This is a genomic window from Microbacterium sp. S1037, from assembly GCF_048381605.1.
GTDB lineage: Bacteria > Actinomycetota > Actinomycetes > Actinomycetales > Microbacteriaceae > Microbacterium > Microbacterium testaceum_B.
Window position 1 is genome coordinate 1,418,438 of sequence record NZ_JBLWIG010000001.1, and the last position, 13,403, is coordinate 1,431,840.

The window sequence follows — 13,403 nt, forward strand, 5'->3', positions numbered from 1 at the left end:
CTGTCGCATCTCTGACGGCTGATCCGGAAGCCGGTCGTCATTTCGTGAGGAAGTCATGCCTTCATTGAATAAATTGGCGCCGCGCGCGCTCCGACGGTTCATCAAACGTGTCAAAATTCACCAGGATGTCCGCCGGGAGTTCGCTGCTGATCGGCGGCGATATGCCGCGTCCATGCTCCCCGATGACAGGGCGATCGGTCTCTCTCTTTCAGGAATGAATCTCGAGGCGCAGATAACGAAGGACTACCACCGCATCGAGAAGGGGTTGGCTCTGAAGGAGCCACGCCGGCCGTTTGGTCTCGAAGTGCAGAAGCGCCTCGAGCGGCTCCTGCCGATGGCCGATCCGACCGCGCCATACGTCCAGCACGCTCAGAGTGCGCTTGCCGCACTCCAAGAGTGGAATGCCGGAGGCGGTGTCGCCGAAGAAATCAGCCCCGTGCGACAGCTCGCCAATGACCCTGCTCTTCCTGACCCCGCCTCGTTCTTCGGAACTCGTCACAGTGTGCGCGATTTTTCCACCCGTGCGGTCGAGCCGGACGTCCTTGAGCGCGCGGTAGCACTCGCGTTGAACTCACCATCCGTCTGCAATCGCCAGAGCTGGCGCATCTACTTCCGTCACGGGGAAGAGGCGAGGCAGACGCTGACGTTCCAGAACGGGAGCGCAGGCTTTCGAGACATCGTTCCTGCGGTGGCTGTCATAAGCGTTGACGCGCGCGCCTTCGCAGGCGCGAAAGAGCGCAATCAGGGATGGATCGATGGTGGCATCTTCGCGATGTCCTTCGTGTGGGCTCTGCACGCACTCGGCCTGGACTCCTGCATGCTGAACATGAGTGTGCCCACGCCAAAGGCAGAGGCGCTGAGACGCCACCTGAACGCGGAGGACTCGGAGTTGATCATCATGATGGTGGCTATCGGGTACGGTCGCGGTGGCCACAGACGTGCGCGGTCGCCTCGGCGCGAGGTTTCGACAGTGATCGTGGATCACTGAGCAATTTGTTACATGCGGCTTACGCCGTTGTGGTCCAACCGCGGCTAGACCACACAAGTGTCACGGCTTGTCCGGGCTGAATCGATCGGGCTGTCTCGCTCTGCGTATTCAACGGTGCCGTCGGAGAGCCCACCAGCTGAAGGGCGACGCTCTCAGGTGCGCAAATAAGGGTCAACAACTGGAACTGTCGTTGCGCCGCCTGCAGTGGCACCGAGGAAGCGCGGTCGCTGTCCGCGCTGAGCTCAACGACGACGTGTGCGTCAGCCGACTTCCATACTTCAGGCATTTGACTCGCCAGGTCGCCACTGAACTTGTGGGCCGCGGAGGACAGCGATGGGGTCCTGAGACCGGATGACTGAGTCTCCCACTGCAACGAACTTCCTTCTTCGACCCCGCCTATACCGTTCGGAGGAAGGTCTGAGAACGTCACAGCGCGGAGGTCCGCCCTTGGCGCCGCGCCGGTGAAGATCGTGTCAGCCTGGGCCATTGATGAGGGGCTCATCTGGAAGGCCACATTGCGTAGTGAGAGTCTCACGCTTCGACCTTCCGCTGCGGTCGAGGCGATCGGTGACCACTTCGCGGTCACGTCAGCGCGGAACGACGAGTCGTCGATGTACAAGTCGGAGCCTTCGTTCTGAACAAAGCTCGATCCTTCTTGATCCGCCGTCACGGAAATCGACGCATCGCGAACGAAGACGGATGCGTTCCTCGCTCGGATCGCGTTCATAACACCGTCGACGGTTACCCCCGTGATCGTCAGCACAGGGCGCGACTCCAACTTTCCCGCACTAGGGTGGCCCGTCGGGTTGATATCGGCGGCTACGGCGGCCCCGCGTATCGTGCGCGCGCTGAAGGACTGCACGATGTGGCCGAAGGATTCGCCTCCACGCGTCGCTTCGGTGAAGGCGCGAACGCCGGTGCCCACATCCTCTGCCGAGCAACCGATCACGCGGTGGTTTCTCCCACGAAGAGAGAACGCGGCGACGTCATCCGCGGCGGCACTGACTGAACACCCCAGAAACAACGTTCCCTCGCTCGGGTGGTGCGTGTCGAATCCCGATCGCGAAGGCGAGACGGCGCTGCAAGCGACGACCTTGTTTCCGTAGGAGCTTCCATATCCATGAGGATCGGCGCTGCTGGCGGGGATCGGTGGCGCGTCGTCCGTGTATGCGTGTCGTGCATGTCGCACGGTGCTGTTCTGCACCGTGCCGAACGCACTGCAGTTATCTAGCACGCCATAGCCGAGGAGTCGGGGCGCGTCGTCCTCCGCGAACGCGACATCGAGTCGCGAAACGGTGAAGGCGTAGCAACTTTTCATGTGGATGACCGGACCGTGCGCACTGATGCACCGGATGTCATCCACCGACGGGGCGAGTAGCCCAGCCAGATAGATCAGTGGTGCGCCAACGACCTTCGCAGTGGGAGATCGTCCCTCGACAGTGAATCCGCGAATGTCGGCGGTCCGACGACTGACTTCGACGACGCGCGTGTTGTCCGAATGCTTTTGACGAAGCGGCGCCATCGTCAGCACCTCGCCGCCACTGCTGGAGGCAACGATCGCGTATTCACCACTTCGTGCGACGCGATCGCCCGACGCTGAGCGCGCTCCGGGGATGGGATCGTTGGAGAACACCTTGATGAGCGTTCCGGCGCGCCAGCCAACACTGCCATCGATCGTGATCTTTGTGGTCGACCCAGCCGCGCTGTCACGCGTCCTAACTGACGTTAGAGACTTCACCGCGAATGGCGTCCCCCACTCCGCCTTTACTGAAATGACGGGCGCGGCGCCGACCTGCACCAGTGTCACACCGTAACCAGACAGCCGCAGCACGTCAGAAGAGGCCGTGATGGGACTGCTCAATTGATAGGTACCGGGAGCGATGATGGCTTCCCACCCGGAAGGGACGGTCCGCAGTGCGTCTGACAGTGCACGGCCGGATTCATTCCTCCCGGTTGGGTCTATCCCCGGATAGGTGTCCGAGGATATGTACACCGAGGCGCTGGAGGTCGATGACGAGCTGGGTCCCGTTGACGGCCGAGGCTGCAGAGTGGTCCGTAGGGCTCGATCTAGGATGACTGCACCACTTGCGGCGACGAGCCCGCCGGCAAGAAGTTCGCGGCGGCTGTGCGATGTCATTCCCGCCGGAATTGGGTCGGCGTCTTGGGGCGGCGGCTTCGTCACCGTCGACCCCGCTTGGCCATCCGTAGGACATCCGCAACGTCGACGCGGATGGCGGGAACGGTGAGGTAGGCGACCAGCAGTACTGCGCTCATCGTGGGCAGAATGGCGAGGACCTGCCACCAGGGGGCGAGATCCCACGTCAAACAGATGACGGGCGCAGTAATCAACAGCATCACCGTATAAAGAGCGACCGGTCGGGCGGCAGCCACGACCATCGGGCGGGGGGCAAGCCCAGCTCTTGGCATCGCGCGGAACGTCAAGATCGCCCAGTTCAGCAACAGCCCGATCGTCATGCCGATTGCGACCCCTATGGCGCCCCACGGGACGCCTGCGAACATGAGAGCGATCATGAGACTACGAGACAGGAGGGTGTATCGCAGTTGCATTCCTGTGAGTGCCTTCGACAGGAAGACCCAGTAGTACACGTAACCCAGCGTCTGGAAGACACCGCCAATGGCCAAGATGGCGAAGAGGCTTTTTGTCTCATCCCACTCAGGTCCCAGGACGATTTCCACGAGCGGGGAGCACAGGGCTGTAGCTGCGAAGAACACGCCGCCTATGACATAAGTCTGCAACAGTTGCGCTTGTCGCACATATCGCTGGAAAGTAGCGTCGTCCTCGATCTTGGAGAGTACAGGAAAGGCGACCCGCGTCATCGGCGCCGCCAACTGCTGTAGCGGCAATCTGTAGAGCTGGTACGCGCGGCTGTACAGACCTAATTGCTCGACGCCCCAGAATCGCCCGATCAGTACTGAGTCGATGTTGTTGCTCGCGTATGTGACGAGCTGTACGCCTAGGTTGTTTACGCCAAAACTGATGAAAGAGCGAATACTGGAATTGCGTGATGGCCAGGTCGGCGTCCATCGAGACGCGACCCAAAGGAAAATCAAAAGGAGGAACGCAGACAGAACCTGCTGGAGGACGAGTGCCCAGTATGTAGCACCGAAAATTGCTGCGACGATGGCCGCCGCAAACGACAGTAGCTGAGCTGAGACATCGGCAATTGCCATCGCCTTGAAACGGAGCGCCTTCGACGCTTCTGCTCGAAACTGCGCGGTAACAGCGTAGAGGAGAAAGACCACAGAGAGCGCTTGAGCGACCTGTACGAGTTCGGGCCGGCCGTAAAACCAGGAGATGGGGTAAGCGGCGAAGAAGACGACGATAGATACGAGAACGCCGACTACCGTGTTCAGCCAGAACAAATTGGACTTTTGTTGGTGCGTGATCTCGCGCGCCTGAATCGCGGCCGAGGAAAGGCCGAAATCGGCGAGGAGAAGCGCCAATCCCGTGATAGCCGTGACCAGAGCCACGGTGCCGTAATCTGCGGGCGTCAACAGCCTGGCGAGAATCATCAACGCACCGAATTGAATGGCGAATCTCAGGAACTGAGCCAACAGTGTGTGCGCGGCGCCCCGAGCGGCGGCTCCTGCAAGCGAAGTCATCCGGCGCGCTTCATTCCTGTCATGAGCATCATGCCGCGCTCACTCGTGCTTGACGAGTGCGGGTACCTCGTTTGGCGCGAGCCGTGGCTGCTGTGGGCCCAAACTCTGGCGAGCCCCGCCGCCCCAGCATCCCAAAGCTGAACCCCATGCAGAGGAACCAGATCATGAAGATCGACCCGTTCATTAGGCCCCAGCCGGTCACCGCGGTCACGAGGGTTCCTGCGGCTGCCGCGATAGCGCCTCGCGCCCAGGCTCCGGTCTCATCCACTCGACGCATCAGACGAATGCTCAGAATGATGAGAACCACGGCAGGCAGGAAGAAGAACAGCGCGGTCGGGATCCCGAGTTCCGTGATCTCGAGGAGGAACACGTTGTGAACCCGCCATCCTTGGGCGGTCAAGTTGTCAGTCTGCCCGACGACCGGTATGTAGTTTCCTGGGCCCACGCCCAACCAGGGGTTCTTGGAGATGGCCTCGAGAGCGACCTCGACGAAGTGTTGACGTGCACCTCCCTCGGGGTCACCTGTGAAGCGGTCGATGATGGTGCCAGAGAAGATCAGGGCTCCCGCGAGCACGACAGCCGGCACGACGAATCGAGAAGCCTTTGCTGACCTCGCAGGCATGATGATGAACCACACGAGGAGCGCGAGGAGATAACCCACGAAGTTCGCCCGGCTTTCCGACAAGCCAACGGGTACCAGAGCCACGAGGACCGCAAAGTAGGCGAGCCGGCGAGTGCGGGCCGTCGCCGATCCCGTTAGCGGGAGCAGGATAGCCATGAAAAGGATCATGACCTTGCCGACGGTTCCAGGATGACTGAAGGTCCCGCTCGCGCGGCCGCCTTCAAGCTCGGCAGTGCGGCCCTGGAGCGCGAAGATGGGAACTCCGCTGGCCTGAAGCACGGTGACTACCGCCTGAAAGAGGATGAGGACGGTTAGAGACACGATCAGTACGGTTTCGTGCCGACTTCCAGGAACGTAGTGCTTAGCGAAGTAGGTGCCCACGGCCCACGCTGCGACGCCGACCAGGAGGTACAGCACGTTGGTTGATAGTTGCGGGTCGGGCTCCCACTCGAAGATCGCACCTAGGACCAGCAGAACGAGGAACGGGAGGAAGAGCGCGAAGTTCGGGCGACGGCTGACGACGAACCCGATCACGAAGACTCCGACGATGACGACGTCGTATGTCTGCAGGGGGACTCCAGCGATCTCGACGCCGATGGGTCGCGGAACGAGCGTCGTCGCGATGATGACTGCGATCAGCGCGGTCGACCACCATCTGAGCGTTCCGAGCATCACGATAAATACGGCGACGGCGATCAAACCCAGAAGGAGAGTTGGCACGTTCGTCCTTCCGGCTCGTAGAAATCGCACGTGTGTCCAGCTCGATCGTAAATCACTCGACGGTTCTCGCACGCCGAGCGATGAGGCCGGACGCTGATTTACGGGTCTACACGTCCCCGAAGTTGGAGGTTCTGGGCTTCCTCATAGAATGGTGGAGATCGCGTCGTGTGCCGTGTCGTGCGTCGTTGACTGAGATGGGGGCTTCGAGGCGATGGTGAACCCGAGAAAATTTGCTTTGTCTGTGTTGGAAGGTGTCAGAGGGGCCGCGCTTAGTCTCTCCGTGCGGAGCGCGTTGGCTGGCCGACGGCGTGGTCGATACCACGTCCTGTTCGCAGCTCCTGGTGGAGGCAACATCGGTGACCAGGCTATGGCCGATGCTTTCTGCGAGCAGGTCGTCGGCGACGTGCACATGATCCTCATGAAGCCAGATGCCGTCGTGGTTCCGCAATATGGGAACGGCGCCCGGGAAGGCGTCGTGATTGCTGGCCTGATGTCACGCAACCCGCTGACCTTCGTCCCTGCCTTCTTCCGTATCGCGCGGGTGCTCCGTGGTGCCCAGACGCTTTCTGTTACCGGCGCGGACATCATGGATGGCGGCTACAACGCCGACGCGAGTCTCTTTCGGTGGAGGCTTGCTGTCGCAGCTCAGCGCGGAGGGGTGGAAAGCCGAATCCTGGGTTTCAGCTGGAACGGCAAGGCTCCGCGAGCCGTGTCCTACGCGGCGGCGACGGCCGCTAGAGCTGGAGTCCAGCTCTACGTGCGTGACCCGCTCAGCCGAGCCCGCATGGCGAAGGCGTCTATCGGGCCCACCGTTGGGGCGAGCGACACGGTCTTCTCGCTTCACGAGCAAGACCCGGATACCGACGTCTTCGCCCGGTTGAACCAGGCCCGCGCGGCGGGCGGGCGAATAGCCCTCGTGAACGCGAGCGCGCTGGTTTCGAAGCGGGTCGACCAGCCCTCCGAATACAGCCGTGTTCTCGCCGCGCTTCGCGACCAGGGCTATCTCCCCGTACTGCTGCCTCACGTGCACAGGGGCGCGGGAGGAGACAAGGCGGCGGTGCAGGCGGTCGTCGACGCCAGCCCCGGTGAGGCCTGGTACGTCGTTCAAGAGTTGCTGAGGCCTGCGCAGATCCGAGCGCTGCTCTCCCTGACAGACGTGGTGATTACCGGGCGCATGCACTTGGGTATCATGGCTCTTTCGCTCGGAGTTCCCGCCTTCGTTATTTCGACCCAGGGAAAAGTCGAGGGCCTGGGGCAGCTGTTCGGATGCGATGAGATTGCCGTTTCCGCTGAGCGTGGACTCGGCGAGGTGATTGCGGAGCGTGTCGCTAACTCGCGTCTCCTGGAGTCGATGAGAAGCCGAATCGCGGACCGGCTGCCCACCGTCAACGCTCTATCAGCCAAGAACTTCGACGGGCTTGCGCCGTTGCGCAGCGAGGGTGAGACAGCGTCGGTGGCTGCTTCCGACCCAATCCGGGACGCCTCGCGGGTCTCGGTGGTCATTCCCACTCATCAGCGCGCCCACTTCTTGCGCGCCTCCGTCGGTTCGGTTCTGGCGCAAACTAGGGCTCCGCTGGAGATCATCGTCTGCAGCGACGTTGAGGATGCCGCAACGGAAGCAATGGTCACGGAGTTGGCTGCGTCGACCGCAGTTCCATTGCGGTACATCTATGACCCCGAGACTCTGGGAGGGGCCTCGGCGTCGCGGAACGGCGGTGCGAAGGTCGCGCAAGGCGACGTCCTCGCTTTCCTGGACGATGACGATTCATGGGAGCCTGAATACCTACGGGTGGCGATCGAGGCTGGGGCGGCCGCGGCCACGGACATGACCGTCGTCGCCCGGTGGATGGTCAAGGGCGACGTGCGCGTCGCGGCTCCGCGATTGGAGTCCGGCAAGACTGCACAAGACGTCGTTGCCGTGAGCCTAGGGACGACAGGCAGCAATATGGTTGTTACTCGCGACGCATTCCTCCGGGTGGGTGGATTCGACGAGGCCATCCCTGTGAAGAATGACACTGACTTCTTCTTCAGGTTCTTGCTCGCCGGTAACACATATGTATCCGTCCCTGACCGCCTCGCCCTGCAGGTTAAACACGGCACGGGTCAGCTGACGGGGAACACTGAACGTCGCGCTGCCGGGACCAAGGTCTACATGGCGAAGCACGCAGCACACCTGCGCCTGCGGGACAGGCGTCATCTGCGCCTTTCCTATTACAGGATCAAGTATCACCTAGCGAAGAACCCACTGATGAAGTACGCCTATCTCGCGTTGGCTCTCACTAACTACTCGCCGAAGAAGTACTTGGAAGAAAGATCGGTGAGACGTGCATGGATTGAGTTGGAGAGTGCGGGGAAATGAATGACTCTTCATCGTCGCGGCGGAGCGTCGCCATCCTCGGAACGCGCGGGTATCCAAGCTTCTACGGAGGCTTTGAGACGGCGGTTCGTTCGCTTGCGCCGTACCTTGCCGACAAGGGATGGGACGTCACGGTGTACGGGCGGCCTGGGGGAACTGCTGCGAGTTCAGGTTTCGTCCCGGACTCTCGAGTGACAGCACGCACGACGCGGGGAGTAGAAACGAAGTCGCTGAGCACATTGTCGTATGGAGCGACTTCGGCCCTCGACTCTATGCGCCGTCGACCGGACGTCGCCTTGGTGATGAACGTAGCCAACGGCTACTGGCTGCCCCTCCTGAAAGCGCGCGGAATCCCAACGGTCGTCAACGTCGATGGGATCGAGTGGGAGCGTGAGAAATGGGGTCGTCTAGCCAAGGCCGTCTTCCGGACGGGCGCGCTCGCGACCGCGAAGTGGGCGGATTCTCTCGTATTCGATGCCCGCGCAATCGGCGACTACTGGGCGAAGGAGTTCCAACGCACGGGAGTTTTCATCCCCTACGGCGGTGATGTGCCGAAGGTCGGCGCGCCTCCTGAGGGTATGGAAAGCGGAGCCTACGTCCTTATTGTCGCCCGGTTCGTCCCGGAGAACACGATCGGCGAGTTCTTTGACTCCGTCCCACTGATTGCGCAAAGGCATCGTGTCGTGATCGTGGGTTCGTCCGGGTACGGAGGCGAGTTCGACCAGCGGGCCAAGTCGCTCGCTGAGGGGAACGCGAACGTAACCTGGATGGGGCATGTACGCGACGACGATCTTCTCCTCTCGCTTTGGCAACACTGCGGCGTTTACTTCCACGGGCACAGTGTCGGCGGAACTAATCCGGCCCTTGTGCAGGCAATGGCATGCGGTGCCCCAACGGTGGCCAGGGACACCGTATTCAACCGGGAGGTTCTTTCGGAGCAGGGTGGGAAATTTGTACTGCCGCGTCCGCAAGAGATCGCTGACGGCGTGAACTCGCTGATGAACGACCCAGAGGAGCGCGCTCGGCTCGCGGCGGTCGTCACGGCCAGAGCGGCCGATTACTACTCGTGGAATCTCGTGTGTGCGGCGTATGAAGCCGAACTCGATCGTGTGAGGCGGAAGTGACCATGGAACAAAGCCTTGTGACCTTTCCGATGCATGGGCAGCGCAAGCTCTCTAATGAGGGATATCGAACACGGGACGGACACTTCATCGAATGGTTCGGTCGTCTTCTTGACGGCAGCGGGCCTGTGGCTGTCCGATCGAGACCCGAGCCGCAGGCACTCCGTCCGGTCCATCGGACGGGTGCTCTGGCTCAGAACACGATCGCTGTAGACAGCTGGAGCTGGCGGGTACCAACGAAGGGTCCGCGCCAACGATGGTGGTGGACCTCGCGCGACTCGTACTCCACGCATGGTCTGGACACGTCTTCCCCGACGGTCATCTGGAATCCCTTCGTGAGCGTATCGAACGTATGGGACACGGTTGCTCACACGGGGCGCAGGGTAGCGTTCGACATGCTGGATGACTGGACTGACCACTATGCGTTCGAGGTGATCCGCAGTGAGGTGAAGCTCGCCTATCAGCGTCTCTTCGACCGCGTCGATATCGTGACAGCTAATTCGGAAGCGACCTTGGCGACAGCTCACGCATTCGGTCGATCTGACGCTCATTTGGTCACGAACGGGTGTGATCCCGAGCGTTTCCCCACATCATCCCTTGCTCAAGGACCGACAACAGTCGGGTACGTCGGCAAGATCGGCAAGCGAGTAGATCTCGAGCTCGTCCTCGGCATTGCCGCAGCGTTTCCCCAAGTCGTTTTCACTTTCGCGGGGCCGATTCTCGACAGGGAGTATGAGGCGCCACTGCGATCCCAAGCAAACATTCGCCTTCTTGGCGATGTTCACTACGACCGAGTGCCGGCGCTGCTCCAGACGTTCGACATCGGCTGGGTTCCGCATCGTGTCGGAGCAGGGGAGGTCGGTGGCGACGTCATCAAGACTTATGAATACCGAGCAGCTGGATTGCCCGTGGTGACGACACCCGTACTGGGAGCGAACGACAGAGGATTGACGGGTGTCCGTGTCGCGGGCCGTGAAACCCAGAAGTCGGTCTTCGCTGCGCTCATCGCCGGGGGTGAGCGCGTCCCACGCGAGACGACCACAATTCCTGCCGGAACTACCTGGCGGTATAAGGCCGTTGCGCTCTTGGATCGGCTGGGCGTTGAGCATTCCTGATCCCATCGCAGTGTGCGTCGCAACCTACCAGCGACCCAGCCAGTTGCGCACGCTTCTGGACGCCCTGAGCAAGCAAGAAGACGCAGGCCCATTTCGCGTCTACGTCGTCGACAACGACCCTGCCGGCACGGGAGAACAGGCCGCGACCGACTCGAACATTGACGTGGAGTACTTGAGGGAGCCTGAACCGGGCATCGTCGCGGCTCGCAACGCCGGACTTGCAGGCTCAACAGAGCCCCTCGTCGCGTTCATCGACGACGATGAGTACCCCGATGCGCGCTGGCTACGAACACTTCGCGACTGCCTCGCCCGAAGCGGAGCCGATGCCGTGTGGGGTCCGGTCGTATCTGTTTTTCCACCCGAGACACCGGCGTGGGTCCACCAAGGGGGATTCTTCAGTCGATCGAGATACGCAACGGGAACCATCTTCGATCAGGCCGCGACGAATAATGTGCTGGTGCGTCGCGCCTCCATCGATAAGCTGGCGCATCCTTGGTTCGACGAAAGCTTCTCGGAGAGTGGCGGCAGCGACTCGCACCTCTTCCATCGCATCCATAACGCGGGCGGGAGCATCGTGTGGTGCGACGAGGCGATCGTGTACGAGGACGTTCCGCTGAGCCGAATGAGCCTCCCCTGGCTTCGGCAGCGCGCTCGTCGAACCGGAAACGTCAGGGGTCGGCTCCTCGTCGAGGACGGGCGGCGGTCGCGCGCGTGGATCGAAGGTGTCGCTCGTATCGTCGCAGGCTCCGCCAAGTTGATGTTTGATCGTGTGCGGCGTAATCCGCTGAACAGTTCGTCACTCAACACGTGGATGCGGGGTTGGGGCGTCTTGGATGCGGCGCGAGGTCACGTGGTCGTCGAGTACCGCCGACCGCAGGGAGATAAGTCTTGAGAGTATTCATTGCCGCGCACGGCCAGCCCGACAACCTGGGAGATTCGGTTCTTCGGCGAGCGATGTTGGACGCGTTCATTCACACGAGAATCGAGCGTCACGTACTTGTCGAGCATGGCGGCAGCGATTACACCGCTGGTCTTGGCCTTACCGGTGATGACCGCGTGTACGCCTCGCGAGCCCGGTGGCAACGCGCAGCCCTGTCCTCGGCGGTACAGCAGAGAGCGGGCTTTGTGACCAATGCGGGCGAGGTGCAGTTGAACAGAAGACGCACCAAGATTGCCGTCGCGGACATACCTACTGCTGCAATTGTGCGCGCCCGCGGGGGCGTGCCTATTCAGACAGGGATGGCCTTCCGTGAGCCGCATGGTCCCTTTCCGTGGCAGATCGCCATCGTCTCCCGTCTGAGCAAGATCGCCACGTGGAGGGATCAGCCGAGCCGCGATTACGCGGGGGTGGGTGAAGTGACACCGGATTGGGCCTTCGCGCTCCACGGGTCGGGCGCGAGGTCGGGAGTACGGGATCTGCTCGTTGTGACCATGCGCGGCGACCGTCCAGAGCCGACTCCGGCGTTCTTCGAGTCAGTGAAGACGCTCGCCACGGCACGCGGCTTGCGTCCCGTCGTCATCAACCAAGTCGTGCGGGATAAGGCCCGCTCCGCCATGATGGCGCACGCCATGGACGTGGAATACATCGCACCATGGTCCGGAGGCCCCCACGACGACTTCGAGCGCGTTGTTCGCGATGTTTACGCGCGAACTCAGCTCGTCATGAGTGACCGTCTCCACGCCTTGGTGATCGGGCTTACCGAGGGCGCCCTTCCCATCGGGACGACCAGCGGTTCCTCCGAGAAGCTCGACCGGACTTTTGCAGCAGCTGGCATCCACGATGTCTCGTTCGACTATCGCGGTCTCGAGGCGGAAGAGATTGTCCGGCGCGGGATGGTCATTGCCGATCGTCGAGAGCAACTCATCGATGCAGTGGCAAGCGCCCGTAACCGCCTCGAAACGCTCGGTCAGCGCGTGCGGTCTGAGCTGCTTCCGTCCTCCTGATCGGATGGACCGCGAGTGATCTGACGGTAGAGCCGTCCGTACTCGGCACCGACGGCGGACCACGATCGGCGGGGCAGAGCGTTCCTGCCGTCGCGCCGGGAAGCAGTCGATTCGAACGATTGCGATGCTGCGCGCAGGATCTCCGGAGTCAGATCGCCGTCGTAGGTCTGCACCCACTCGGGGCCAGACTCCTCCATCAGGTCGTTCATCGTGGCTGAAGTGGGCACGAGGATGGGAGTTCCGCAACTCAGGGCGAGGAGCGCGGCTCCCGAGTTGTACATGCGCCGGTATGGCAGTACGACGAATGCGCTACGACGAATCTCGGCGACGAGCTCTTCGTACTCCAGGAGCTCGGCGCGGAACTCGACGTCGGATCCTGTTGATTGGAGCCGCGTCTCAACCTCTCGCCCGTATGCGGGATCGACCGGCCGCCCCATGATGGCAAGGCGGAACGTCTTATCCGTGAGGTGAAGCGCCGTAAATGCGTCGACGAGCTGCTCGATGCCCTTGTAGGGTCTCAGGAGTCCGAACAAGAGCATGCGACGCGCATCCCGCGCGAGGTCGGGACCGGTGGCTAGCTCGTTCGCGACCTGGCTGTAATCGCCGAAGGGGATGAACACCGCTTCCGGCGCATCGGGCGTCACGGAGGGATACAAGTAGACCCGTCGGGTGGCGGATGACTCCCACCATTTCAGAAGCCGTGACTCTGCGGACGTTCCTCGCTCGTGTGGTGACTCGTTATGGACAGTCCACACCGAAGGCTTTCGTCGTGCTCGGATCCTCAGCATCAGGGTCGCGAATAGAGCGTACTTGATCCACCGGCGCGTCTTCGATGACGCGCGAATGGTCGATTCCGGCCAGTGCAAGTGAATGACATCCCACCGTCCGAGGAGAGCCCGTCTCCAGGAGAACT

Annotated in this window: 10 protein-coding genes; 6 read left to right on the top strand and 4 right to left on the bottom strand. The window is 61.8% G+C overall.

Annotated elements, in window-relative coordinates; translation table 11 throughout:
* The first annotated feature begins 55 nt into the window (after window positions 1-55).
* A complete protein-coding gene (locus ACMW4R_RS06235; RefSeq protein WP_418299452.1) occupies window positions 56-988 on the top strand; it encodes a nitroreductase family protein in 933 nt (310 codons plus the stop codon).
* Between the two features lie 19 nt (window positions 989-1,007).
* Here ACMW4R_RS06235 and ACMW4R_RS06240 read toward each other — a convergent pair whose 3' ends face one another.
* From ACMW4R_RS06240 to ACMW4R_RS06250, 3 genes are all read right to left on the bottom strand, one after another.
* Window positions 1,008-2,795, bottom strand: a complete 1,788-nt coding sequence (locus ACMW4R_RS06240; RefSeq protein WP_418299453.1) for a hypothetical protein — start codon at window positions 2,793-2,795, stop codon at window positions 1,008-1,010.
* A gap of 371 nt (window positions 2,796-3,166) precedes the next feature.
* Window positions 3,167-4,612, bottom strand: coding sequence for a lipopolysaccharide biosynthesis protein (locus ACMW4R_RS06245; protein WP_418299454.1), 1,446 nt, complete (start codon window positions 4,610-4,612; stop codon window positions 3,167-3,169).
* 28 nt (window positions 4,613-4,640) lie between these two features.
* On the bottom strand, window positions 4,641-5,954 hold the full coding sequence (locus ACMW4R_RS06250; RefSeq protein WP_418299455.1) for an O-antigen ligase family protein: 1,314 nt from the start codon (window positions 5,952-5,954) through the stop codon (window positions 4,641-4,643).
* A gap of 367 nt (window positions 5,955-6,321) precedes the next feature.
* Between ACMW4R_RS06250 and ACMW4R_RS06255 the strand changes: the two genes are divergently transcribed.
* The 5 genes from ACMW4R_RS06255 to ACMW4R_RS06275 all read left to right on the top strand — a co-directional run bounded on the left by ACMW4R_RS06255 (window position 6,322) and on the right by ACMW4R_RS06275 (window position 12,490).
* Entirely contained in the window at window positions 6,322-8,313 is a 1,992-nt protein-coding gene (locus ACMW4R_RS06255; RefSeq protein ID WP_418299456.1) for a glycosyltransferase, read from the top strand.
* Window positions 8,310-9,434, top strand: a complete 1,125-nt coding sequence (locus ACMW4R_RS06260; RefSeq protein ID WP_418299457.1) for a glycosyltransferase — start codon at window positions 8,310-8,312, stop codon at window positions 9,432-9,434. The genes ACMW4R_RS06255 and ACMW4R_RS06260 overlap by 4 nt, the downstream gene beginning before the upstream one ends.
* A gap of 332 nt (window positions 9,435-9,766) precedes the next feature.
* On the top strand, window positions 9,767-10,546 hold the full coding sequence (locus tag ACMW4R_RS06265; RefSeq protein ID WP_418299458.1) for a glycosyltransferase: 780 nt from the start codon (window positions 9,767-9,769) through the stop codon (window positions 10,544-10,546).
* A complete protein-coding gene (locus tag ACMW4R_RS06270; protein ID WP_363375570.1) occupies window positions 10,533-11,438 on the top strand; it encodes a glycosyltransferase family 2 protein in 906 nt (301 codons plus the stop codon). Before ACMW4R_RS06265 ends, ACMW4R_RS06270 begins: the two co-directional genes overlap by 14 nt.
* Window positions 11,435-12,490, top strand: a complete 1,056-nt coding sequence (locus ACMW4R_RS06275) for a hypothetical protein (protein ID WP_418299459.1) — start codon at window positions 11,435-11,437, stop codon at window positions 12,488-12,490. The genes ACMW4R_RS06270 and ACMW4R_RS06275 overlap by 4 nt, the downstream gene beginning before the upstream one ends.
* On the opposite strand, the gene ACMW4R_RS06280 is transcribed toward ACMW4R_RS06275, so the two are convergent.
* The gene (locus ACMW4R_RS06280; RefSeq protein WP_363375576.1) at window positions 12,454-13,134 is read right to left on the bottom strand and encodes a glycosyltransferase; all 681 of its coding nucleotides are present in this window, start codon (window positions 13,132-13,134) and stop codon (window positions 12,454-12,456) included. The genes ACMW4R_RS06275 and ACMW4R_RS06280 overlap by 37 nt on opposite strands.
* Window positions 13,135-13,403: the final 269 nt, after the last annotated feature.

Excerpts from the sequence above, each read along its gene's own strand:
- ACMW4R_RS06235 (WP_418299452.1), top strand. The coding sequence starts at position 56 with ATGCCTTCATTGAATAAATTGGCGCCGCGCGCGCTCCGACGGTTCATC.
- ACMW4R_RS06245 (WP_418299454.1), bottom strand. The coding sequence starts at position 4,612 with ATGACTTCGCTTGCAGGAGCCGCCGCTCGGGGCGCCGCGCACACACTG.
- ACMW4R_RS06255 (WP_418299456.1), top strand. The coding sequence starts at position 6,322 with ATGGCCGATGCTTTCTGCGAGCAGGTCGTCGGCGACGTGCACATGATC.
- ACMW4R_RS06260 (WP_418299457.1), top strand. The coding sequence starts at position 8,310 with ATGAATGACTCTTCATCGTCGCGGCGGAGCGTCGCCATCCTCGGAACG.